This is a genomic window from Peribacillus sp. FSL R5-0717, assembly GCF_038002945.1.
Lineage (GTDB): Bacteria > Bacillota > Bacilli > Bacillales > DSM-1321 > Peribacillus > Peribacillus frigoritolerans.
This window is the reverse complement of record NZ_JBBOOF010000001.1, coordinates 2,504,774-2,529,203: the sequence shown is the minus strand read 5'-3', so window position 1 is coordinate 2,529,203 and position 24,430 is coordinate 2,504,774. Positions and strand designations below refer to the sequence as shown.

Below are 24,430 nucleotides of genomic sequence, written 5' to 3'. Positions count from 1 at the left end.
ATGAGCATGCAAATTGAAATGCACAATATTTATAAAGCATTTGGTCAAAACAAGGTATTGGAAGGTGTTCATTTTTCTTTAGAGGCTGGGGAAGTACATGCACTAATGGGGGAAAATGGAGCAGGGAAATCAACCTTGATGAACATTTTGACCGGGCTGCATAAACAAGATCAAGGAACGATCGAGATTAACGGTAAAGAAACCTCCTTCAAGGATTCAAAGGAAGCCGAAGAGGCGGGAATGGCCTTTATCCGTCAGGAATTGAATATTTGGCCCGAAATGACCGTGCTGGAGAATCTATTTATCGGCAGGGAAATGGTGAATCCCTTCGGTGTCCTGAAGACGAAACAAATGAAAGCGCGTGCAAAGGAGATTTTTAAAACACTTAATATTTCCCTTCCTTTTGATAAGGAAGCCGGATTCTGTTCTGTCGGTGAACAGCAAATGATTGAAATTGCCAAGGCGCTCATGACGGATGCCGAAGTCATCATCATGGACGAGCCCACAGCCGCTTTAACTGATAGGGAAATAGAGAAGCTCTTTGAAGTGATGAAGGGGCTTACCAAAAAGGGTGTATCGCTTGTTTATATTTCTCACCGAATGGAAGAAATATTCGCCATTTGTGACAGGATCACCGTAATGCGTGACGGAAAGACAGTCGATACGAAAAGAATTGCAGAAACAAATTTCGATGAAGTCGTTCAGAAAATGGTCGGGCGGGAGCTGGAGGACCGTTTTCCTCATCGTGAAGTGAATGCTGGCGACATAGTCCTTGATGTGAAAGGTTTAACCAGAAAGGGGCTTTTTGAAGATATCCATTTTGCGGTTCGGCAAGGTGAGATTGTCGGTGTAGCCGGATTGATGGGAGCAGGCAGAACGGAAATAATGCGCGCACTTTTTGGTGTCGACCAAATAGACAGCGGTGAAATCACCATTGAAGGCAAGAAAGTTTCCATACGAAAACCAACGGATGCAGTTCGACACGGCCTGGCTTTCATTACGGAAAATCGTAAAGAAGAGGGATTGATCCTGGACTTTTCTGTAAGGGAAAATATCGGCTTGCCGAATCTCAAGAGTTTTGCTCCTAGCGGTATCGTGAAAACGGAGGATGAGATGAACTTTGCCGAAATGATGATTAAGCGTCTTCACGTGAAGACATCTTCTGCTGAAACGGTCATCGGCAATCTATCCGGAGGAAATCAACAGAAGGTGGTAATCGCCAAATGGATCGGCACTTCCCCTAAAGTTTTAATTATGGATGAACCGACCCGGGGCATAGATGTTGGTGCAAAACGTGAAATTTACGAATTGATGAATGAATTGACGGAGCGAGGCATCGCCATCATCATGGTTTCCTCAGAACTTCCGGAAATCATTGGAATGAGCGATAGAATCCTTGTGGTTCACGAAGGTGAGATTGCTGGGGAATTGTTAAAGCAGGAAGCGACACAAGAAAAAATTATGGCATTGGCGACAGGAGGGAACTAGGATGAAACTTGAGGCTACAGGAAAAAGCGGGATTTGGCAAAAATTTGGTCCGTTACTCGCCCTGGTACTTTTATTTATCGTAATAACCGTTTTAAATCCATCATTCATGGAACCGAATAATATTTTGAATTTATTGCGTCAAACCTCCATCAATGCACTTATTGCATTTGGAATGACCTTTATCATATTAACAGGCGGCATCGACTTATCCGTCGGTTCCATTTTAGCTCTATCCAGCGCACTCATGGCTGGTATGATGGTCTCGGGATTAGATCCGATTTTAGCAATATTGGTAGGCATTCTACTAGGTGCAATAATGGGTGTAATCAATGGGATACTCGTTTCAAAGGGTAGGATGGCCCCTTTCATCGTGACACTGGCCACCATGACGATTTTCCGGGGATTAACGCTTGTGTACACGGATGGAAAGCCGATTACTGGAATTGGCGATTCCGTTATGTTCCAGATGCTTGGGAGAGGTTACTTCCTGGGAGTGCCAGTACCGGCCGTTGTGATGATCATCGCTTTCATGATCCTATGGTTCCTGCTTCATAAAACATCCTTTGGCCGTAAAACATATGCCATCGGCGGAAATGAAAGGGCTTCCCGGATTTCGGGGATTAAAGTTGACCGGGTCAAGGTGGCCATATATGGTCTGGCCGGTACGATGGCGGCAATTGCCGGTGCCATTTTAACGTCGCGTCTGAATTCGGCACAGCCGACGGCAGGACAATCCTATGAAATGGATGCCATCGCAGCCGTGGTGCTGGGCGGAACGAGCCTTTCAGGCGGTAAAGGGCGGTTGTTCGGTACGCTGGTGGGTGTCCTGATCATCGGTACCTTGAATAACGGCATGAACTTACTTGGTGTATCCTCCTTCTACCAGCAAGTGGTAAAAGGTGCAGTTATATTAATCGCGGTCTTACTTGACCGTAAAAAATCATAAGAAGAGGTGTAATCAATGAAAAAAATAGTATCGATCATCATGGTTCTTTCTTTAATGGTCTTGGCTGCCTGTTCAATGGATTCTGGTCTAACAGATGATAAAAAAGAAAAGAAAGACTCGATGAAAGACGTGAAAGTCGGGGTCAGCATCTCTACTTTAAACAACCCATTCTTCGTTTCCTTAAAAGATGGCATTGAAAAAAATGCAAAAGAAAAGGGCATGAAAGTCACAGTTGTTGACGCCCAGGATGATACCGCAAAACAAATCAGCGGAATTGAAGATTTAATCCTTCAAAAGGTTGATGTCCTTCTTGTGAATCCAACTGATTCTGCGGCAATATCTTCAGCCGTTAAAGATGCAAATGATGCAGGCATTCCCGTTATCACGATTGATCGCTCTTCAGACGAAGGCGACATTGAAACGTTCATCGCTTCCGATAATGTGGCTGGCGGGGAAATGGCTGCAGAATATCTAGTTAAAGAGCTTGGCGAAAAAGCGAAAGTAGTGGAACTTGAAGGGGTATCCGGAGCATCTGCAACTCGTGAACGCGGGAAAGGTTTCCACAATATTGCGGACAAGCAGTTAGAGGTCCTGACAAGTCAAACGGCGGAATTCGACCGGACAAAAGGGCTTAACGTAATGGAAAATATCCTGCAAGGGAATAAAGACATCCAAGCGGTATTCGCCCATAATGATGAAATGGCACTAGGAGCAATTGAAGCAATCAAGGCGGCAGGCAAAGACATCATCGTCGTTGGCTTTGACGGAAATGATGATGCATTGAAAGCAGTTGAAAGCGGTGAACTAAAAGCTACAATCGCCCAACAACCGGCACTTATCGGTGGAGAAGCGGTTAATGCGGCTGAAAAGATCTTAAAAGGCGACAAAGTGGATGACACAATATCCGTTCCATTGAAATTGGTCACCAAAGAGTGATTGTCTCCTAAACAAAAAGAGTGCCGGAAATCTTCCGGCACTCTTTTTGTAGTGAGAAAGAAATGTTTTGATCTCATTGATGTGATCTTAGTGTGGATACTCAGCTTGAAATGATATCAATAAGAGGAGATAGAAAAGTAGTTCATTTTTTTAGGCGGCCCCGTGTCGGAACCGCCCATTACATCCATTGATTGCTAGAGTACACCTTGAGTCAGCATCGCATCCGCCACTTTAAGGAATCCGGCAATATTGGCCCCGACAACTAAATTGCCAGGCGCACCATATGCTTCGGCAGCCTCTATGCTGTTTTTATAGATATTTTTCATGATCTCATGCAGCTTGGCATCGACTTCTTCGAAAGTCCAAGGCATCCTGGCACTGTTTTGGGCCATTTCGAGTGCAGACACGGCTACGCCGCCTGCATTGGCTGCTTTTGCTGGTCCAAAAAGGATGCCGTTATTAAGGAATACATCAATGGCCTCAAGGGTTGAAGGCATATTAGCGCCCTCACCGACTGCCTTCACATTATTTTTGACCAGTAATTTTGCTGCTTCTTCATCGATTTCATTTTGTGTGGCACAAGGCAGTGCGATGTCGCATGGTACAGACCAGATGCCGTAGCTTCCTTCATGGTATACAGCCTCCGGGTGCGCATCGACATACTCGCTTAAACGTTTTCGTTCCACTTCTTTTAGACGTCTGACTGTATCAAGATTCAGGCCATTTTCATCATATATGTAGCCATTGGAGTCGCTGCATGCAATAACTTTAGCGCCTAGCTGTGTAGCTTTTTCAATGGCATAAATGGATACATTGCCAGACCCTGAGATAACCACAGTGCTGCCATGGAATTGTAACCCTTTGTCTTTTAGCATTTCTTCGACAAAGTAAACCGTTCCATATCCAGTCGCCTCTGTACGGGCCAAGCTTCCGCCGTAACTTATCCCTTTACCGGTTAAAACACCGGCATGGTAGCTGCCTTGCATCTTTTTATACTGACCGAACAAGTAACCGATCTCCCTTGCACCGACTCCGATATCACCAGCCGGTACGTCTGTATCAGGGCCGATATAGCGAGCTAGTTCCGACATGAAGCTTTGGCAAAAACGCATGATTTCCGCGTCCGATTTTCCTTTTGGATCGAAGTCCGACCCGCCTTTACCCCCACCGATCGGCTGGCCAGTAAGCGAATTTTTAAAGATTTGCTCGAAACCAAGAAACTTTATGATGCTGGAATTGACAGTGGGGTGGAAACGGAGACCGCCTTTGAATGGTCCGATTGCACTGTTAAATTGCACCCGGAAACCACGGTTGACTTGAACATTGCCCAGGTCATCAACCCAAGAGACACGGAAGGTGATCATTCTTTCGGGTTCTACCAGCCTCTCCAATATCCCGCTTTTCATATATTCTGGATGTTTTGCAAAAACCGGGACCAATGAAAGGAATATCTCCTTTACGGCTTGATGAAATTCACTTTCGTGAGGATTACGTTCCTTTACCTGCGCGTATACTTGACTTACGAACTCTCTGGCAACCTGCAATTCCTCATGTTCGACTTCCTGTGAAGTGGTCATTGTTTTCTCTCCTTTAGTTAAAGTCATAAAATATTAAATAGGGTAAGTCTATCGGTTTTTAAATGATACTTTCATGATATAATTTAAGAATGAAACGAACAATCTGAATATTAGATAAATAACATGCTGTTTTGATATGAAAGAGGGAGCTTAGATTGGAATTAAGGCAAATTGAATATTTCATTGAAGTGGCAAAGCGTGAACATATGACGGAAGCAGCAGTGGATTTGCATGTTGCCCAGTCTGCTGTCAGTCGCCAAATATACAATTTAGAAGAAGAGCTGGGTGTGCCCTTATTTATCAGGGAAGGCCGAAAGATTAGATTGACGCCTATAGGCCATACATTTTTATCTCATATGGAACAAGCTATGGATATAATCAATCGTGCCAAGCGTGAGATGGCCGAAAGTCTGGACCCGGAAAAAGGGACAATCCGCATTGGCTTTCCCAGCAGTTTGGCTTCTTATGTATTGCCAAGGGTCATTTCCGACTTCAGGGAAAGCTACCCCCAGGCGAAATTCACATTGAAACAAGGTTCCTATCGCTACCTGATAGATTCTGTGATTAAAGGAAACATTAACATGGCCTTGATTGGCCCCCTGCCGGTGAATGAAAAGAAAATCAAAGGGGAAACGCTGTTTATTGAGAACTTAGTTGCCCTTCTGCCAGAAAGCCATCCTTTGGCCCTGAAGAAATCACTAACCTTGAATGAGCTTCAAGGAAATCCGTTCATCTTATCTCCAAAGGGTTATGTTTTAAGGGATCTCGTCATGAAAGCTTGCAAATTGCATGGCTTTGAACCGGAAGTGGCATTTGAAGGGAAAGATACTGATGCCATAAAAGGCCTGGTGGCGGCAGGTCTGGGTATAACCTTGATACCTGAGACTTCCTTGATCGATAGCTTGCCGCGTTTTACGGTTAAACTGCCGCTGGAGAATCCGTCTGTAACCAGGGCTGTAGGGGTCATCGTTCCGACTGATAGGGAACTGATGCCAACGGAGAAATTGTTTTACCAATACTTGAAGGACACTTTTGCCAAATTGGAAGGATTTCAAAAATAGGATGATATCTATTAGAAAGTCATAAATCCAGCTAATGAGAGAATCCTTATCGGATTCTTTTTTTTGCTCGCAAATGTACATAAATATTCCATGTAGGCATCCTTAAAAGGGGGTAACTTATTTTGAAATAATAAATTATTGATTTTTATTGAATAGTAATGTGTTAAACCTTTATTTTTGAAAGCGCTTTTATTTTTTTAGAATAAAAATATCACTTACATTATCAGAAAATTCATGTTATTATACGAACAGACATTAACAGACATTCAGGTAATGGTACGATATACTTAATGGGCTTTTTAAATGAAGACCTTTATTTTTTTTTGATTTTCCCAAATTGAATATTCTGATAATTAGTAAGGAGTGGAGATAAAGTGAGCAGGAAAGAATACATCAGCGATCGAATGTACAAGGCATCAACAGGGATAGCCAACGCTGTTTTGGTTACATTAGGGATCGGATTATTGTTTGAATCCATAGGGGGATATTTAGGTTGGGAGGTCTTTCTGGCAATAGGCGGGGCCGCAAAGGTCTTGCTGGCACCAGCTTTAGGAGCAGGAATCGCCTATCAGCTAGGAGGAAATTCATTAATTATCTTTAGCGCCATGGCTTCAAGTGCTGTTGGAGGTGCTGCCATTCACAAAACGGCTGAGGGTGCCTTCACGATTGTTACGGGCCAGCCGCTAAGTGCTGTCTTGGCAGCGGTGATTGCAACATATATAGGTAAGCGCCTAATCGGCAAAACGAAGTTGGACATCATGGCCATACCGATGGGTGCTGTTCTTGTCGGTGGAGTTTCGGGATATGGCCTGGCTCTTGTCACCACTCCGCTCCTAACATGGATAAGCAGTCAAACTACCGCTGCGGTCGAGGGTTCTCCCTTAATCGGTTCCATGGTCATAGCCTTGGTATGGAGCATTTTATTGATGACACCGGCGTCTTCCGCCGCACTGGCAATCGCCCTGCAATTAGATCCGGTTTCCAGTGCTGCAGCCCTAATCGGATGTACCGTTCAGTTTGTCGGGTTCACTGTCATGTCTTATAAAGATAATGATATGGGCGGGTTCCTGGCACAGATGGTCGTTACGCCAAAAGTTCAATTTCCTAATTTAATCAAAAAACCATTATATGTAGTTCCGCCTTTTGTGGCAGCAATCATCTGTGCGCCTATCGCTACCTTGGCATTCAATTTTCAAGTGCCGTATGAGCTTGGCGGCATGGGGTTAAGTTCAATGATTGCCCCGATTGCCATCATAACAGGTCAGGGGTTATACACATTCTTGATTTATGTGGCAGTGGGGATGGTATTGCCAGCTGTGATCACACTTGCCTTACATCGCGTATTGAAGATGATGGGAAAAGTTAAGCCAGGCGATCTTCATTTGGAAGTTTCATAATCAAAGTTTTCTTGGAAACCAGCCAGGTTAAGGAACCGGGCTGGTTTTTATTTATAAGGGGATTAGGGTAAAATGGGGAGGAAAGCATTTGCAAAGATAGGATGATATAGATGGGAAAAGAAATCGATATAAAAGTGAAAGCTAAGTTCGTGAGTAAAATCAGCAAGGGTTTTCCCTTGATTGTTAAAGAGTCGATAGCCAATCTTAATGACCTTCAAGAAGAGGGGTCCTTGGTGCGCTTGGTGGATGAGAACAACCGCTTTCTGGCAAAGGGATATTATGGTATACAGAATAAGGGCTATGGCTGGATATTGACCCGAAGAGAGAATGAAAAGATCGATCAAGCCTTCTTTAACGGAAAAATCCAGGCAGCATATGAATTCCGAAAGTCCTTTTTTGAAGATGGGGAGACTTCTGCTTTCCGCTTGTTTAATGGGGAAGGTGATGGAATTGGCGGTTTAATCATTGATCATTATGATGGCCATTATGTCATTAGCTGGTATAGCAAAGGAATATATTCCTTTAAGGACTACATCCTTAAGGCATTGCAGGAAACGGTCGAGGTCAAATCGATTTATCAGAAGAAACGCTTTGATACAAAGGGACAGTACGTGGATGAAGACGATTTTGTCATGGGCGAACAGCCGGAATTTCCGCTTCTTGTAAAGGAAAATGGAGTCCATTTTGCTGTTTATCTGAATGATGGCGCAATGGTCGGTGTCTTCCTTGATCAACGCGATGTCAGACGGAAAATCCGCGATGAATACGCAAAAGGGAAAACGGTTTTGAATATGTTCTCCTATACGGGGGCATTCTCCGTGTTTGCCGCTTTAGGCGGTGCTGTTAAAACAACGAGTGTCGACCTGGCGAATCGAAGTTTACCGAAGACGATCGAGCAGTTCAGTGTGAATGGGATAGATCCTGAAGCTCACAATATCGTGGTGATGGATGTTTTCAAGTATTTTAAATATGCGGTGAAGAAAGCCTTGAAATTTGAAATGGTCATCCTTGATCCGCCTAGCTTTGCCAAATCGAAGAAGTTTACTTTCAGTGCCGGAAAAGACTATACGAATCTACTGAAGGATACCATTTCCATTACGGAAGACAACGGGGTCATTATCGCCTCGACTAATTGCAGTACGTTCGACATGAAAAAATTCAAGAACTTCATTGATGTTGCTTTCAGGGAAATGAATGGAAAGTATGAGATCATGGAACAATTCTCATTGCCGGCTGATTTTAAAACAATTCCTGAGTATAGGGAAGGGAATTATTTAAAAGTAGTCTTCATTAAGAAAATTAAAGGATAAGAAAAGGCGTCCACAGTTCAAGCAGAACTGTGAATGCCTTTTTTATAATGTAAATGTTTCATGTGGAACGATTGGACATTAGATTCACTGGATAGGCCGTTCACTTTTCAAACCTCTCGATACATGAAAGGAAGGTTTCCTGCGAATGCTGTTAGCGATGCAAAACTGTGCTGCATAGTAGGTAAGCATGATCAGTGGACCTGAAAAGGCAACATCATCGATAAACTTGTTCCAAGATAAAATGGAGTCTGAAATCATGAAGAGGAGCCCTCCGATGATTGCGGCCGCATTGCCGGTCATAAAAGCTGCCCAGCCCATAAGGGAGATGACCGTTACATAGCAGATCACAGGGATGATGAGGTTATGTTCACCTTTTTCGATTAACGAATGTACAATTTCACGGCTAATCCAAGTGGAGTAAATGCTAATCGGAAGAATCGTCGCAAATCGGAGCCATGAAAAGTTCCATCGTCCAAAGAATGCCGAAATATAGAAAAGGTGGCCGATCAAGAAGGCGGAAAGCCCGATGACGAACCAAATCAACAAACCATCTCCAAGCATGCAAAAGAATAAACCAAGAAGGATTAAGGATTGGTAATGACCCCGTCTTCCTACATTAGTGCGGGCGTAGAGCAAAATCAATAACATGGGGAGTACCTTGAACAGTATTTTTATGATCAAAGGCTCTTCCGGTATAAGAAAAATATAGGATAGTCCCGTGATAAGGATTGCCGCAGGTAAGCATTTCATTAACATTCCATTCCCTCCTTCAATCTTTAATTCTATTCAAGCGGAAGGAACCCTTGTCAATGAAAGAACTATTTGAAGGAAAGTCATGAAAATGAAAAAACTGACCCCTGTTTTAACCAGGAGCCAGTCAGTCATAAGAATCATACGGCTGAGTTTTCTTTAACGAAAGCTTGTTTTAACCAGTTTTTCCCCTCAACAAGCCTTGTGACGAGCATGGCACAAACCGTGTTTCCTGTTGAGTTAAGCAATGTAGCGGGAGCATCGATGATCGTGGATATAACGGCAATGATAGGCAGGACTTCCACAGGGAAGCCGAATACGCTAAGAATCAACATTTCCCCAATCATGCCTCCCCCAGGAATGGCACCCATAACAGCTCCAACCAAAAAGGCAACAGCAAGTATACTTAAAATGCTTGAAATGCTTGTCATATCCTTTCCAAATAAGCTGAATAGGAAAACGATTTTCAATACACCGCCGAAAACCGAACCATCTTTATGAGTATTGGCTCCGAGTGGGATGACAGTCTCCGCTATATCCTTAGGCACGCCCATTTTCTTGACTGATTCCAGATTGACTGGAATGGACGCGGCACTTGAACAAGTTGCGATGGCTGTAATGGATGGCGTCAGGGCATTTTTCCAAAATAGCTTAACTCCATCTTTCCCTCCGGCGATAAAGGCATACAAAGTGAAGAAGCCGAAATAATAAATCAAGGCCAAGACTAGATAAAGAATGAAAGTACGAGCATAGCCTTCTAAAATCTGCGGCCCAAGCTGCCCGATAATCGCCGCAAAATAAGCACCAAGTCCAATTGGCGCATAGTACATGACGATTTTGACGACCTTCATCATGACAGCTGTACCTGCTGTCAAAAATTCAGTAATCGGTCTTGCTTTCTCACCGACCAGTGCAGTGGAAAGCCCGATTAATACTGAGAAAACGATAAGCTGAAGCATATTGCTTCTGGAGAACAGTTCTGGAAAGTCGGAAACGGTTACAGTGCTGACCAGTTGACTGAAGAAGGAAACTTCTTCGATGGTCTCTTCAGGGGAACTGTTTTCCATCAGTTCTTTAATGGCTGTCGTATCTGTGCCCTCCAACGGATTGACGATGGTTGTCCCAATAAATCCAATGACGGCAGCTAAAGCGGCTGTTGTCAGGAAAACGAGAACGATACTTCCCATGATTTTTCCGAGACGCTTCATTCCGCTCATATTGGCAATCGCTGAAGCAATGCTGAAAAATACCAATGGCACGATGATCATGAACATCAGATTTAAGAATAAGTCCCCTAGCGGCTGTATGACCGAGGTTTTCTCCCCGAAAACCACGCCCGCTATCCCACCAATAATGATGGCAGTGAGCAGTATTAAAGAGGATCGATAGTTTTTGATAAAGCTCTTCATTTAAATTCCGTCCTTTCAGGATGAAGATATCAATAAAAATATACTTCATTATCAACTCTAATACCGGGTTTGACAATATTTTTTTATAGGAAGGAATGTTAAAAGAATAAATGTAATAAGTAATAATGGAGAATGGATGGTGAAAATATCAAGAAGGAGGGATAGAATGGCATTTGTTGAGGTGGAAGAAGGCGTTCGGTTATTTTATGAAGAAAAGGGCCAGGGGAGACCGATTATCTTTATCCATGGTGTGTGGATGAGCAGCCGGTTCTTTAAAAGGCAGCTGCCGTACTTTTCAGATAAATATAGAACGATATTGCTTGATTTAAGAAGTCATGGCCAGTCAAATCATGTACATTACGGAAATACGGTCTCCGTTTATGCAAAAGATCTTCATGCGTTCATAGGTGAACTGGGATTAAAGGATGTCATACTTGTAGGCTGGTCGATGGGGGCATTTGTCGTTTGGGATTATCTTAAGCAATTCGGTGAGGGAAATGTTCATTCAACTGTGATCGTGGATGAATTGGCCTCTGATTTTAAGTGGCCCGATTTTCATATCGGTGCATTTGATATGGAAACGTTGATTGCCTTCATGACAGAAATTCAAACGAATCGTACCCCGTTTCTGCAAAAATTCCTTGCTTCCATGTTCAACAATGAATTATCTGCAGAGGATGCAGGCTGGATGCTTGGGGAAGTGACTAAAATGCCGGAATCCATTGCTGGCAGCATTCTATTTGACCAATCAATTGTGGACTATCGTGACTTCTTGCCAGCAATCAAAATACCTACACTTCTCTGTTTTGGAAGGCATGAAAAAGTCATTCCTGTAGCAGCTGGGGAACATTTGCATGAAAACATTCCGAATTCCAAACTAGTAATCTTTGAAGATAGTTGCCATTGTCCGTTCATGGAAGAAAGCGATTTGTTTAATGAAACCGTGAATTGCTTCATTCAAAAGGGAGTATAGTCGTACAGGATAGGAAAAGGGGGATGCAGTGACCGTGTCTGCACTCCTTTTAATTATGGATATAATTGAATTTTCTTCAAACTAAATGGTTTCGGCATGGAATAAGGGGAATACTGGTATTAGGAGATAGTAGTGAAGGTTAATGGAATTGATAAATTAAATAGGTAATATTTTTATATCCTTTTCATAGGAATTGGGCTATTATGAGGTGGATTTAAATTGGTGTGATCATTTATCTGTTATTGAGCGAAACTCATGCAGGAAGTAATGGAGAGGATAAAATGGATGATCGTTTACCATACAATGAAATTATAGATGTATGTTTACTTGCGGGGAAAATCATGCTTCAGAACGGAGCGGAAACATCAAGGGTGGAAGATACGATGGTTAGAATCGCTGCAGCGTTTGGGTGCGGTGAATCACACAGTTTTTCGACCCCTACAGGAATTATTTTTTCGCTGGATGGCATGCACCCAGCTTCAAAATTGATCCGGGTTTCCCAACGATCTACAGATTTACATAAGGTAACGCTGGTTAACAGTATATCCCGAAGCATTTCCAGCAAGGAAATGACACCTGAGGAAGCATATTTACGGTTAAAACAAATCGAAAAGGCCGGGATGGGGTATCCCATGTGGGTGCAGATCTTTGCTGCATTTATAGCGAGCGGCTGCTTTTTAATCATGTTCCAAGGACAGTGGAGTGATTTCATCTGGTCCTGTATAGCTGGAGCAATGGGATTCTCATGCCTGCTTTATTTGCACTGGTTACTGGAAGTCCGTTTTTTTGCTGAATTCATCGCCTCTTTAGTCGTAGGATTAGTAGCTATGTTCTTTGTCCAGATTGGAGTAGGGAGTAATTTGGACACGATAATCATCGGAGCGGTGATGCCGCTTGTGCCAGGGCTGTTAATAACAAATGCAGCCAGGGATTTAATTGCAGGGCATTTGGTTTCGGGTCTATCCAAGGGTGCGGATGCAGGTTTGACTGCTTTAGCCATTGGGGCGGGAATATCGGCCGCGTTTGTTTTCTTATGATTTTAGGGGAGGAAGAATGATGATTGCACAGCTTATTACAAGTTTCATTGCCTCAGCCGCCTTTGGAGTCATCTTCAATGTACCAAAGAATTCATTGTTGCAATGTGGTTTCGTAGGGATGTTGGGGTGGATCTTATACTTTGCTCTGGTTGAAAATGAGATAAACAGCATCATTGCAACATTAGCTTCTGCATTTATCGTTGCGGTCATCAGCCAGTATTTTGCTAAAAGGTATAAAACGCCGATCACGATTTTCAATGTATCGGGAATCATCCCCCTCGTGCCTGGAGGTTTGTCGTATGATGCGATGAAGCACTTTGTCGGAAATGATTTTTATGTCGCCGTTCAGCTGGCAGCCAAGGTTTTCATGCTGGCTGGTGCCATTGCGATGGGACTGATCTTTGCAGAAGTCATGAACCAGTTAGTAACTAAGTACAATAGAAGGAAGGTAAGATTGAGAAGTTAGCGGAATCTTCCTGATGTATATGTTCTGAATAAAGAGAAAGGAGAGCAGGCCGAAGCCTGATCTCCTTTCTCTTTTTAATATTTTAAAATAATAATGAATCTAGTCTATATAGGATCTTTCATCCCAGTGTTGGCAGTAACCAAAATTTCGTCGAATTTTTTGGCATCAGCTTTCTTGCTTGACAGAAGTGTTCCGGCGATGGCTGCGATAAAACCAACCGGGATGGAGATGATGCCTGGGTTGGCAAGTGGGAATAATGGTTCCCCAACGAATATTGCCGCTCCCTCCACCGGAGACCAGACATTGGGACTTAGGAATACAAGCAATAAAGAACTGATCAGTCCAACTAACATGCCCGTTACAGCCCCAGTCGTGTTAAAACGTTTCCAGAAAACCGTGAAGACAATGATGGGCAGATTGGCACTGGCAGCGACGGCAAAGGCGAGTGAAACAAGGAAGGCGACATTCATGTTTTGGGCAAATAAGGCCAGGATGATGGAAAGGATGGATACTCCGATGGATGCCCAACGAGCAGCAACGACTTGTTCTTTGTCGGTGGCTTGACCTTTCCGGATGATGTGGCCATAGAAGTCATGGGCAAAAGCAGATGCTGCCGATAGAACGAGACCTGCCACAACCGCTAAAATGGTAGCGAAAGCAACTGCAGAGACAAAGGCGAACAGGAAGTCTCCCCCAATGGCTTCGGCAAGCAGCGGAGCAGCCATATTGCCGGCCGCATTCGCGGCTATGATCTTGTCATAACCAACAAAGGCTGCTGCTCCAAAGCCGAGGAAAATGGTCATTATATAAAAGATGCCAATGATCCAAGTGGCATATACCACGGACTTTCGGGCTGTGATGGCGTCTTTCACCGTAAAGAAACGGATGAGAATGTGAGGTAGTCCAGCCGTACCGAGTACAAGCGCTAAATTAAGGGATAAAGTATCCAAAGGATCCTTGAATTTATTACCGGGGTTAAGGAAATCCCCGCCCAAAGGGGTGGCTGTTTTCATCTGCCTGAACATCTCGATCACGCTAAAGTCGAATTTCGCCAACACGATGATCGAGATGATGAATGTACCTGCCATCAATAAAACGGCTTTAACGATTTGGACCCAACTGGTGGCCGTCATACCGCCGAATACGACGTATACGGTCATTAAAATACCTACAATGATGACGGAGTAAAGATAATCAATTCCAAGTAAGAGTTTTATAAGGGCACCTGCACCGACTAATTGGGCGATCATATAAAAGGTTGAAATCGAAATGGTGTTAAGGGCAGCAACACCGCGTACTTTCTTTTCATTGAAACGGGCAGCGATCATGTCCGCCAATGTATACTTGCCAAGGTTACGAAGCGGTTCGGCCACGATATAAAGAACGACCAGGTACGCAACCAGAAAACCTATGCTATAGAAAAAACCATCAAATCCAGAGAGTGCGACCATGCCGGCTATTCCCAAAAATGAGGCGGCGGACATATAATCTCCCGCAATGGCCCAGCCATTCTGCCAGCCAGTGAGGCTGCTGTCCGCCGTATAAAAGTCCGCGGTCGTTTTGGTGCGCCGTGAAGCAAAATAGGTAATGACCAATGTTAGTCCGACAATGATAAGAAATAATATAAAAGCAAGAATATTCATTGTAAATTCACCTTTTATCCTTTCGCCTCTTTAACGATTTTTTCTACTAATTGGTCAAATGTCGCAGCTTTTCTGGAATAGAGGATGCATAAAGTCCAGGTCATGATAAATTGGGCGAAGGCAAAAATCCAGGCCCAGCTGATTGCCCCGAAGGCAATTGAGTTAAGAACTTTAGAATAGGAAGTTAGTATGGGTAGGGTGAAATAAAAGACCATGAAAAAGATGGATAGCGGGACGATGAAATTGCGTTTTTTCCTTAAGAGTTCTTGAAAAGATTGTGATTGGACGATCTTGGTGTAGTCCGCGGAAGCGCTTGCCTCGGTTTCCTTAACGATTGAATCGTTTGATGCCAAGTTGGTTCCCCCTTCATCATTATTGATTTGGTTTTCATTACCAATTTCCGATAACAGTATTAGTATATATTTTTCAGAATATATTGTAAATTTAAATGCTGAAATTAAAGTTTTTTTCGTTCGACATCGTTTTTTCTTTTTACGCACAAGCAAAACCATTAAGGAAAAGTTAAGCTTCTTTCACGATACTGGTTTCAACGAAGGAAACCTGAAAGGAGAAAAGTGATGAAAAAGTTGTTGGTGATAGGTACGGTTTTAGTGCTTTCGATTGGGGGATGCTTTTGGTTTTTCATGAAGGACAATGCTGAGCCTGTCATTGCGAAATCGGTGACGGCTACAGTTGAAAAGGGAGATCTTGAAGTGCAAATAAGCGGTTCCGGATCGGTCGCCGCAATAAATAGTGAGGACATTACATCTTCCGTAACGGGTGAAGTGGACGAAGTCCTTGTAGAGAAGAATGAATTGGTTGAGAAAGGTGATGAACTTATTACCTTCACGGATGGAAGTGACCCGATAACGGCCCCATTCGATGGTACCGTTACAACAATGGATGTTGAAGAAGGGGATCGTGTATCAAGCAGTGAAGTGTTGGCACATGTCACGGATTATAAAAAATTGAAAACCACGATCAGTATTTATGAATTGGATGTTCCAAGTGTTAAAAAAGGACAAACGGTTGATATTAAGGCCAGTGCCTTTGAAGATGAAACGTTTAAGGGGGAAGTAACCAGTGTAGCAAAGGAAGGTACATATGAGAATGGAGTTTCTTCATTCGATGTCACTATCAAAATTGACAAACCCGGCGATATAAAAATTGGGATGTCGACTGAGGTGAGCATTTTGACGAATAGTGTAAAAGATGCCTTATATGTTCCGATTGAAGCAGTCCAAATCGACGGGGAAGAGAAATATGTGAATATACAACAATCCGGTACAACTGAAGGAGCTGCCAGTACAAAGAAAGTGGTTGAGACTGGAATCAGCAATGATAGATATATTGAAATAACTTCAGGGCTTGAAGAGGGACAGTTTGTTTCCTTGCCTATCACCATCAATGAAAGCTCCACTGGCAGCGAAGGAATGAGGGGAGGCCAAGGAGGCGAGATAAGAATGCAGAGCGGCAGCGGAATGCCAAGCGGCGGGATGCCAAACGGTGGCGGAATGCCGAGTGGAAAGGGAGTTCAGTAAAATGGCGAAACCCATCATAAAAATTAAGAACATGTCTAAATCATATGAATTAGGCGGTGAAACGGTCAAGGCACTTCAGGATGTCTGTCTTACAATCGATAAAGGCGATTTCATTTCGATCATCGGTCCTTCTGGGTCAGGGAAATCGACGTTCATGAATATGATTGGCTGCCTTGATAAGCCTGACATAGGTGAATATCTTCTTGATGGAAAAGAAGTGGAAAAGATGAAGGATAATGAGCTAGCAGCCATTCGTAATATTAAAATAGGATTTATCTTTCAAAATTTCAACCTGTTGGCAAAACTGACAGCGTTGGAGAATGTCGAACTTCCCCTGGTTTATAGAGGGGCAAGCGTGAAGGAAAGAAGAGAAGTGGCCAATGCATGCCTTGATATGGTAGGCCTTGGTGACCGGAAGAATCATCTGCCGACCCAACTGTCGGGCGGACAGCAGCAAAGAGTTGCGATTGCAAGGGCACTTGCCGGTAACCCTCCCGTTTTATTGGCAGATGAGCCGACGGGGGCGCTTGATAGTAAAACGAGTAAAGAAGTTCTGCAGATGCTGAAAGAATTGAACGGGAAGGGACAAACAATCATTCTTATAACCCATGACCTGGAAGTGGCTAAAGAAGCGACTCGTGTCGTCCGGATACAGGATGGTCAGCTATTTGAAAACGGAGGTGATTGGATTGAACCTGGGCGAATCAATGAAGATGGCTATACGCAGTATCAAAACCAATAAAGTCAGAGCATTTTTAACCATGCTTGGGATCATAATTGGAGTTGCCTCCGTAATCGTTCTGGTTTCGATTGGGCAGGGTTCCTCACAGTCCGTTCAGGATGAAATCAATAGCCTGGGAACGAACCTGATAACGGTAAGTGTCACGGATACCGACTCCGTGGAGCTGACGGATGATACAATTGAACAGTTTAAAGAGCTGAACGGGATATCGGAAGTGGCGCCTGTGGTCACTGGACGCGTTTATGCCAAGAACGGAGAAGCTACGGCGCAGGTTTCAATGACCGGTGCAACTCCATCCTACTTATCAGTCAGGGATCTAAAGCTCAGTCAGGGCCGGTTTTTGACGGATATGGAAACGGAATTACGCTCCAAGGTCGTTGTCCTGGGGTCGGATGCAGCCACCACGCTTTTTGAAAATCAAAAAGCCGTGGACCAGAACGTGCTTATCGGCGGTGTTTCCTATCGCGTGATCGGTGTCCTGAAATCGGTAGGCAGCTCAATGGGATCGAGCGGGGATGATGTCATCATTGCACCTATCACCACTGCCGAAAGGGCTACAGGCAGCACGACAATCGGAACCGTCTATTTAAAAGCGGAGAACGAGAATATCATGGATAGGGCAATGTACCAGGTACAAGGTGCGATGACCACATCATTCCCGGAACAGAGTGATAACTACTCGGTGTCCAATCAAGAAGATCTGATGGATACAATGAGCTCTGTATCGGACACGTTCACACATATGCTTGGCGGTATTGCCAGTATTTCGTTACTGGTAGGCGGAATCGGGATCATGAATATCATGTTGGTTTCCGTCTCGGAGAGGACAAAGGAAATCGGGATTAGAAAAGCAATTGGGGCAAATCGGAAATCGATTCTTCTTCAGTTTTTAATTGAAGCGATGGTCCTGAGCTGCCTCGGGGGACTGTTGGGAGTTGGTATTGGCTTGGGAATCGCAAAATTGATTTCAGCCTTTTCAAGTTTAACGATTAGTTATTCATGGACGGTGACATTGTTTGCCTTTTTATTCTCCATTCTAATCGGGATAATGTTTGGTGTATTTCCCGCCAATAAGGCATCCAAATTAAATCCAATCCAGGCACTGCGTCACGAATGAACATACCATTTTGAAAGGAAGCAGGCATTAAAAGCCCGCTTTCTTTTGCATATGAAAAAGGATAAAATCAACATATATCACAATTGAGGCGGTTGGGAGGTACCCTGCATGAAGGTTTTGGTGGTAGAAGATAATGTTTCATTATTAGAGTCGATCCGACAGATTCTGACGGATGAATATGAAGTCGATACAGCGGATAATGGGGAAGATGGGCTATTCATGGCTCAACAAAGTATTTACGATATCATCATTTTGGATGTAATGCTTCCGGGAATCGATGGATTTGAAATCGTACGGAAAATCAGGGAAGCAAAAATAGATACAAGTGTCTTGTTTTTGACGGCAAAAGATGCACTTGAGGATCGTGTCAGAGGGTTGGAAATGGGTGGCGATGATTATTTAGTCAAGCCGTTTCAGGCACCGGAACTTAAGGCCAGGATTCGTGCCCTGCTTCGAAGGAGTGGCATTATTTCGCTAGAACAGCATGTAAAATACCGCAATATTGAACTGTTGGAAAAAGAAAAGGATATTTTGGTTGATGGAAAGGTCATTAAAATGACCTTGAAACAGTTTGAATTACTGGAATACCTGATTCAAAATAATGGGAAAATATTGACCCGTGAGCAGATTTTCGACCGCATTTGGGGGTTTGATTCAGATACGACGATTGCCATTGTGGAAGTGTTCATCCATCACCTTAGAAAAAAATTGGAACCTTTCAATTATCATAAAGATATTCAAACCGTTCGGGGTATTGGTTATATGCTAAAACAACCATAAGGGGATCATTATGTTCCAAAAAACAAGGCTTCAACTAACAATATTGAATTCTATCGTCTTTATTGTCTTAATAGCCATATTAAGCAGAACGATTTATTTCTATACGGAAGACCAGATCTATAAGGATGTCAATGATTCACTTATAAAGGATTACCGGGATTTCAATAATGGCGGCATGCCAGGCGGACGTCCGCAAGGTGAGTTTCTCTTAGGACCGGGGCCAAGCGTCATCGTTTGGGGACCGGATGATACGATCATTGAGCCAAGACTGAGTGTAGATAATTTTTTTAAGGTCAATGAACAAAAGTTTTTCCCTAAAACTTTTGATGACATTGAAGAAATTTCAGTGAATGGATACACGTATCGGGCCCTTTCCACCCAGGTCGATACGGGGTATGGACAGATGGCCGTACAATTCATCAGGAATGTGGATACAGAAAAGGAAATGCTCGATCGCTTGCTGCTCATATTGTTTGTTGGTGGAGGAATTGGAAGTCTAGTGGCGGTGGGCGCTGGCTATCTTCTGGCAGGACGGGCCTTAATCCCGGTCAAGAAATCCTGGGATCAGCAGCAGCAGTTTGTCTCGGATGCTTCGCATGAAATTCGAACGCCGCTTGCTGTCATTCAATCGCGGGCTGATTTGCTATTTCAATCACCTAACGCGACAATCGAGGAAAAAGCCGTTGATATATCCATCATTTCGAAAGAAGTCCGCCGATTGAATAAGCTTGTTAACGGACTTTTGACCTTGAGCAGAACGGATTCGAATCAAATGGAGGTTAAGAAATCGAACTTTTTCCTTGATGATCTACTTATGGATATCGTGGAACAGTATTCGGATATAGCTTCTTTTCAAGAGAAATCAATCATTAGCCATGCTCCCGAACAGGTAGTGTTTCATGGGGATAAAGAGAGAATTCATCAGCTATTGGTGATCTTGGTGGATAATGCCATGAAATTCACCGAGGAAGGCGGGGAAATTTCCCTATCCTGCATCAAGAATGCTTCATCCATCATTCTTACTGTAGAAGATAATGGAATAGGCATTCCACAGGAAGAACTCCCCTTGATTTTTAACCGTTTTTACCAAGTGGAGCAATCCCGTTCAGCTAACGAAGGCTCTGGCTTAGGTCTATCCATAGCCCAATGGATTGTAAACACACATCAAGGGAACATCAAGGTTACAAGTGAGCAGAATGAACGGACCCGTTTTGAAATCACTTTTCCGAGAAATCAAAGGAAAAATTAGTTACCATCCAATACGAAAAAGACCCTTACTTTCTTCCTTGCTGCTTAAGGAAAAATTAAGGGTCTTTTTAGAAAATCATCTTATAAATACATTTATTTTCGGAGGAGAATCATTGAGGAAGAGACTTGGTAGGTTACACTTTTTGGTTGGAATATTGGTTTCGGTCCTTTTAATGGCCCAAGCAGTCATCGGGATCATGATGTATGTTGATGGCATCGGCAATGAGCCCATGAATCGACAGGCGGTGATGGGGGAGCCTGCCTACCGCAGCAATACAACAGATTCGGATGATACGGAAAAATCGGCTAATAGCAGTACGGCGACTGATGATTCATCGACGGAAACGGCAACTAATGATACGCAGGGCACTCCACAAGGGGGGCCTAATGGTTCCGGGACTCCAGGAGAAATGCCAAGCGGCGGCGTTTTCCAAGGCAGAGATTCTTTTGCTGGGAAATTCATCGACTTTTATCAAGCGGCAGGTGGCTTGGCCGCTTCCATCATCATCTTTGTAATTGGAGTCACTGGATTAGCGACAACGGTGATATCCAGAAAAACAGCTGCCTGAATAGTGATATTTTGAGGCAAGAGAAGGTTCCTTTCGAAGGGGAGCCTTCTTTTTTATTCACGAAACCCATTATTGTCACTAATTGTCATTTTAAAAAAGGGAAATAATAATTGCACTAAAAAAAATATTAGTTTAATATAGACTTCTGGAGAGGTACGTACATGTATTTTGGATGAAAGAGAAAACGTTTGCATAAATTATTTGAGGGTATCCTACTATTAATGCACGAACATTAAATTCACCCTTAGTGGAGGCAGAATATATGAAATTTCTGATTGCAATTTTAGGACTGCTTATTGTTTTTGGACTAGCTATCTTAGTCAGCAGTGACCGGAAGAAAGTTAAAATAAAACCGATCATCCTCATGGTGTTCATTCAGCTTGTTTTAACTTATTTATTATTAAACACGAAGTTTGGCTTAGTGATCATCAATTCAATTGCCGATGGCTTCGGAAAACTTTTGGAATGGGCAAATGAAGGGATCACCTTTGTATTTGGCGGGATCGTAAATGAAGGAGCATCGCCCTTCTTTTTAAATGTCCTTCTTCCTATCGTATTCATCTCCGCATTAATCGGGATTTTACAGCACTTCAAGATCCTTCCGTTCATCATGAAGTGGATTGGATTCGTTCTAAGTAAGGTGAATGGGATGGGTAAATTGGAGTCTTACAATGCGGTTGCATCAGCAATAGTAGGCCAATCCGAGGTTTTCATAACCTTGAAAAAACAACTCGGTGCCATTCCGCCATCTCGCATGTATACGCTTTGTGCATCAGCCATGTCAACTGTATCGATGTCGATTGTCGGTGCTTATATGACGATGATTGAACCAAAGTACGTTGTGACGGCCATTGTTATTAACATGTTTGGTGGATTTATCATCGCATCCATTATCAATCCTTATACCGTAACGGATGCAGAGGATATTCTCCCTGTTGAAGAAGGGGCAGAAAAGCAGTCTTTCTTCGAAATGCTTGGGGAATATATCATGGATGGGTTCAAGGTTGCCATCACTGTAGCGGCGATGTTAATTGGTTTCGTTGCTTTAATAGCCGGGATCAACAGCATATTCGACATGATTTTCGGCATCAGCTTCCAAGACATCATGGGGTATATCTTTGCACCGTTTGCCTTTATCATGGGTATACCGATTTCAGAAACCGTGACTGCTGGCGGAATCATGGCGACGAAACTGGTAACCAATGAATTCGTTGCCATGCTGAGCTTAGGGGAAGCATCAGCTGCCTTGAGCGAAAGGACGATAGGGATCGTTTCGGTTTTCTTGGTTTCATTCGCCAATTTCTCATCAATTGGTATCATTGCCGGTGCAGTCAAAGGACTTCATGAAAAACAGGGAAATGTTGTAGCCCGTTTCGGCTTGAAGCTGTTATATGGTGCGACTCTTGTCAGCATCCTATCAGCGATCATTGTAAGTGTGATACTTTAAATAACGGATTTAACACAAAAAGGCACTTGGGTTTACTCCTAAGTGCCTCTTTTATATTTGTTAAGCAAGGTAGAGTTTTTGAATTTGAAGGTGCTTGGCTTGCTGATATATAATACATAAAATGACAGGAGTGAAAGGGGAGTTTTAGGATGACGATGGATGGAAAAGAAACAGCTATCTTTGCAGGAGGCTGCTTTTGGTGCATGGTTGCTCCCTTTGATGAAATGGACGGTATCATTTCAGTGACATCAGGTTATACAGGCGGTGATTTTGTCGCTCCAAGTTATAAACAAGTGATTACCGGTGCGACTGATCATGTTGAAGCGGTTCAAGTGGTATTCGATCCATCAATCATTTCCTATAAAACGTTATTAGAGATATTCTGGCAGCAAATCGATCCAACAGATGATAATGGACAGTTCTCGGATAGGGGAAAGCAATACAAGGCAGCCATTTTCTATCTTAATGAACGTCAGAAACGGGAGGCAGAACAATCGAGGGAAGATTTAATGATGAGCGGGCGGTTTAAGAAACCTATTGTTACGGGTATTCTACCCTCGGGGGAATTTTACGCCGCTGAGGAATATCATCAAGAATTCTATCGAAAAAACCAATTTCGCTATGCATTGTACCGTAAAGGCTCAGGACGGGATGCTTTCATTAAAGAAAATTGGCCTAAGGATAATGCACACCTTAGAAAGACCTTAACGGAGAGTCAGTTTCATGTCACCCAGGAAAATGGCACGGAGCCGCCTTTCGATAATGCTTATTGGGATCACTTTGAAGAAGGCATTTATGTGGATGTCGTTTCTGGGGAGCCCCTATTCAGTTCGCGGGATAAATATGATAGCGGTTGTGGGTGGCCAAGCTTCACGAAGCCCATCATGTCGGCAAGTGTCAATGAAAAAATGGATCTCAGCCACCGAATGACCCGGACCGAGGTGCGCAGCAGGGATGCCGATTCACACCTTGGACATGTTTTTCCCGATGGTCCAAGTCCTAAAGGCACGAGATATTGCATAAACTCTGCGGCCCTTCGATTCATCCCCAGAAATGAAATGGAGAAAGCGGGATATGGAGATTTATTAATACTATTCAAAATGAAATAACTAGGGAGATAGGGGAACACAAATGGATAAAATAGATAAAAATTTATATCGATATATCCTTGATAACTCGTCTAAGATTACGGAAAACTGGCTGGCTTTAAGGGAAAAGCAGTCTGGGTCGATCTATTCAATAGATTCTAATGAGGAAATCGAAAAGCTGCTTAGGGAACAGAATACATGGACCATCAAGACAGTGACAAGTGCTTTACTTGAAGATGAAACTGCTTTTATGGAAACGATGGAGCAGTGGGCCACACTTGTCGCGAAGAGCAGGGTTGAATCGGACACCCCCATTTACGAAGTGTTGGAAGCGCTTAATAAGGTACGTGAAACATATTGGGCATTCATCACTGATTATATGCTCATGGATACGAAGATAACGAAAGAAATAATCATCCGGTGGAGCCGGCTTATTAATCGTGCCTTCGATCAATTGAACCGTGAGTTCACCGAGCAGTATTACCTTTTGACAAAAGAACGTTTGTCGGCTCAACAGGCGCTGATTAATGAACTGGGCGCACCTGTCATTCCCATTGTTGATGCCATTGCGGTATTGCCGTTAATCGGTGAAATCGATACCTATCGGGCTAAGGAAATTTTGAATGGGACTCCAAGCAAATGCATTAGCAAAAATATCACCCACTTATTCATCGATTTATCGGGAGTCTCCCTTTTGGATACGATGGTTGCCCAACAAATCTTTCAATTGATAAGTACCCTGAACCTGTTAGGCATTCAATCGACCATTTCCGGGATTCGACCTGAAGTGGCCCAGACATCGATTCAGTTAGGCCTTGATTTTAGTCAGGTTTCGACACATAGTACTCTTAAACAAGCCCTTTCCAAACAAGGGATCAAGCTATACGAGAAAAAATGATAAATGA

At 43.3% G+C, this 24,430-nt stretch carries 23 protein-coding genes; 18 read left to right on the top strand and 5 right to left on the bottom strand.

All coding sequences use genetic code 11. The features are described 5' to 3' along the window. Nucleotides 1-6: 6 nt before the first annotated feature. Genes NYE65_RS12320 through rbsB form a run of 3 tightly spaced genes read left to right on the top strand, consistent with a single transcriptional unit; the run spans nucleotide 7 to nucleotide 3,370 of the window. Nucleotides 7-1,488, top strand: a complete 1,482-nt coding sequence (locus NYE65_RS12320; RefSeq protein ID WP_328110082.1) for a sugar ABC transporter ATP-binding protein — start codon at nucleotides 7-9, stop codon at nucleotides 1,486-1,488. Nucleotide 1,489: 1 nt separating this feature from the next. Further along, a complete protein-coding gene (locus tag NYE65_RS12315; RefSeq protein ID WP_258832546.1) occupies nucleotides 1,490-2,434 on the top strand; it encodes an ABC transporter permease in 945 nt (314 codons plus the stop codon). Nucleotides 2,435-2,449: 15 nt separating this feature from the next. Continuing rightward, nucleotides 2,450-3,370 carry a ribose ABC transporter substrate-binding protein RbsB gene (rbsB, locus tag NYE65_RS12310; RefSeq protein WP_328175819.1) on the top strand — a complete coding sequence of 307 codons (921 nt, stop codon included), beginning with the start codon at nucleotides 2,450-2,452 and terminating at the stop codon, nucleotides 3,368-3,370. Nucleotides 3,371-3,564: 194 nt separating this feature from the next. Here the strand turns inward: rbsB and gdhA are convergent, their stop codons facing one another. Beyond that, the gene (gene gdhA, locus NYE65_RS12305) at nucleotides 3,565-4,947 is read right to left on the bottom strand and encodes an NADP-specific glutamate dehydrogenase (RefSeq protein WP_340861012.1); all 1,383 of its coding nucleotides are present in this window, start codon (nucleotides 4,945-4,947) and stop codon (nucleotides 3,565-3,567) included. A 155-nt stretch (nucleotides 4,948-5,102) separates the two neighbouring features. Here gdhA and NYE65_RS12300 point away from each other — a divergent pair, with 155 nt between their 5' ends. From NYE65_RS12300 to NYE65_RS12290, 3 genes are all read left to right on the top strand, one after another. Then, nucleotides 5,103-6,008: a LysR family transcriptional regulator gene (locus NYE65_RS12300; RefSeq protein ID WP_340861011.1), complete on the top strand. Its 906-nt coding sequence runs from the start codon at nucleotides 5,103-5,105 to the stop codon at nucleotides 6,006-6,008. 404 nt (nucleotides 6,009-6,412) lie between these two features. Beyond that, nucleotides 6,413-7,405, top strand: coding sequence for a PTS transporter subunit IIC (locus NYE65_RS12295; RefSeq protein ID WP_340862127.1), 993 nt, complete (start codon nucleotides 6,413-6,415; stop codon nucleotides 7,403-7,405). Between the two features lie 110 nt (nucleotides 7,406-7,515). Beyond that, nucleotides 7,516-8,715, top strand: coding sequence for a class I SAM-dependent rRNA methyltransferase (locus tag NYE65_RS12290; RefSeq protein ID WP_340861010.1), 1,200 nt, complete (start codon nucleotides 7,516-7,518; stop codon nucleotides 8,713-8,715). Between the two features lie 84 nt (nucleotides 8,716-8,799). Here NYE65_RS12290 and NYE65_RS12285 read toward each other — a convergent pair whose 3' ends face one another. Together NYE65_RS12285 and NYE65_RS12280 are read right to left on the bottom strand one after the other, a co-directional pair. Beyond that, complete coding sequence (locus NYE65_RS12285; RefSeq protein WP_328175815.1) at nucleotides 8,800-9,471, bottom strand: lysoplasmalogenase; 672 nt, start codon at nucleotides 9,469-9,471, stop codon at nucleotides 8,800-8,802. Between the two features lie 134 nt (nucleotides 9,472-9,605). Further along, entirely contained in the window at nucleotides 9,606-10,874 is a 1,269-nt protein-coding gene (locus NYE65_RS12280; RefSeq protein ID WP_264639950.1) for a dicarboxylate/amino acid:cation symporter, read from the bottom strand. Between the two features lie 166 nt (nucleotides 10,875-11,040). Here NYE65_RS12280 and NYE65_RS12275 point away from each other — a divergent pair, with 166 nt between their 5' ends. The 3 genes from NYE65_RS12275 (at nucleotide 11,041) to NYE65_RS12265 (ending at nucleotide 13,350) form a co-directional block, all read left to right on the top strand. Continuing rightward, nucleotides 11,041-11,847, top strand: coding sequence for an alpha/beta fold hydrolase (locus tag NYE65_RS12275; RefSeq protein WP_340861009.1), 807 nt, complete (start codon nucleotides 11,041-11,043; stop codon nucleotides 11,845-11,847). Between the two features lie 281 nt (nucleotides 11,848-12,128). After that, on the top strand, nucleotides 12,129-12,884 hold the full coding sequence (locus tag NYE65_RS12270) for a threonine/serine exporter family protein (protein ID WP_134782783.1): 756 nt from the start codon (nucleotides 12,129-12,131) through the stop codon (nucleotides 12,882-12,884). Between the two features lie 16 nt (nucleotides 12,885-12,900). Beyond that, nucleotides 12,901-13,350, top strand: coding sequence for a threonine/serine exporter family protein (locus tag NYE65_RS12265; RefSeq protein WP_328175812.1), 450 nt, complete (start codon nucleotides 12,901-12,903; stop codon nucleotides 13,348-13,350). A gap of 104 nt (nucleotides 13,351-13,454) precedes the next feature. On the opposite strand, the gene NYE65_RS12260 is transcribed toward NYE65_RS12265, so the two are convergent. Both NYE65_RS12260 and NYE65_RS12255 read right to left on the bottom strand, forming a co-directional pair. Continuing rightward, nucleotides 13,455-14,993, bottom strand: coding sequence for a solute symporter family protein (locus NYE65_RS12260; RefSeq protein WP_134782781.1), 1,539 nt, complete (start codon nucleotides 14,991-14,993; stop codon nucleotides 13,455-13,457). A 14-nt stretch (nucleotides 14,994-15,007) separates the two neighbouring features. After that, the gene (locus NYE65_RS12255) at nucleotides 15,008-15,328 is read right to left on the bottom strand and encodes a DUF485 domain-containing protein (RefSeq protein ID WP_412762676.1); all 321 of its coding nucleotides are present in this window, start codon (nucleotides 15,326-15,328) and stop codon (nucleotides 15,008-15,010) included. A 243-nt stretch (nucleotides 15,329-15,571) separates the two neighbouring features. Between NYE65_RS12255 and NYE65_RS12250 the strand changes: the two genes are divergently transcribed. The 9 genes from NYE65_RS12250 to NYE65_RS12210 all read left to right on the top strand — a co-directional run bounded on the left by NYE65_RS12250 (nucleotide 15,572) and on the right by NYE65_RS12210 (nucleotide 24,423). Next, nucleotides 15,572-16,534 (top strand): efflux RND transporter periplasmic adaptor subunit, encoded by a 963-nt coding sequence (locus tag NYE65_RS12250; RefSeq protein ID WP_340861008.1) that lies wholly within the window; start codon nucleotides 15,572-15,574, stop codon nucleotides 16,532-16,534. A 1-nt stretch (nucleotide 16,535) separates the two neighbouring features. Beyond that, nucleotides 16,536-17,276, top strand: coding sequence for an ABC transporter ATP-binding protein (locus NYE65_RS12245; protein WP_328175808.1), 741 nt, complete (start codon nucleotides 16,536-16,538; stop codon nucleotides 17,274-17,276). Then, nucleotides 17,203-18,393, top strand: coding sequence for an ABC transporter permease (locus NYE65_RS12240; RefSeq protein ID WP_340861007.1), 1,191 nt, complete (start codon nucleotides 17,203-17,205; stop codon nucleotides 18,391-18,393). The genes NYE65_RS12245 and NYE65_RS12240 overlap by 74 nt, the downstream gene beginning before the upstream one ends. A 108-nt stretch (nucleotides 18,394-18,501) precedes the next feature. Then, nucleotides 18,502-19,173, top strand: a complete 672-nt coding sequence (locus NYE65_RS12235; protein WP_034316054.1) for a response regulator transcription factor — start codon at nucleotides 18,502-18,504, stop codon at nucleotides 19,171-19,173. Nucleotides 19,174-19,183: 10 nt separating this feature from the next. Continuing rightward, a complete protein-coding gene (locus NYE65_RS12230) occupies nucleotides 19,184-20,422 on the top strand; it encodes a sensor histidine kinase (protein WP_340861006.1) in 1,239 nt (412 codons plus the stop codon). A 112-nt stretch (nucleotides 20,423-20,534) separates the two neighbouring features. Next, nucleotides 20,535-20,990, top strand: a complete 456-nt coding sequence (locus NYE65_RS12225) for a hypothetical protein (RefSeq protein WP_340861005.1) — start codon at nucleotides 20,535-20,537, stop codon at nucleotides 20,988-20,990. Nucleotides 20,991-21,252: 262 nt separating this feature from the next. Beyond that, on the top strand, nucleotides 21,253-22,437 hold the full coding sequence (locus NYE65_RS12220) for a NupC/NupG family nucleoside CNT transporter (protein ID WP_328175804.1): 1,185 nt from the start codon (nucleotides 21,253-21,255) through the stop codon (nucleotides 22,435-22,437). Between the two features lie 149 nt (nucleotides 22,438-22,586). Beyond that, nucleotides 22,587-23,546 carry a peptide-methionine (R)-S-oxide reductase MsrB gene (gene msrB, locus NYE65_RS12215; protein WP_328175803.1) on the top strand — a complete coding sequence of 320 codons (960 nt, stop codon included), beginning with the start codon at nucleotides 22,587-22,589 and terminating at the stop codon, nucleotides 23,544-23,546. A 22-nt stretch (nucleotides 23,547-23,568) separates the two neighbouring features. Further along, a complete protein-coding gene (locus tag NYE65_RS12210) occupies nucleotides 23,569-24,423 on the top strand; it encodes an STAS domain-containing protein (protein WP_328175802.1) in 855 nt (284 codons plus the stop codon). The last annotated feature ends 7 nt before the right edge of the window (nucleotides 24,424-24,430 follow it).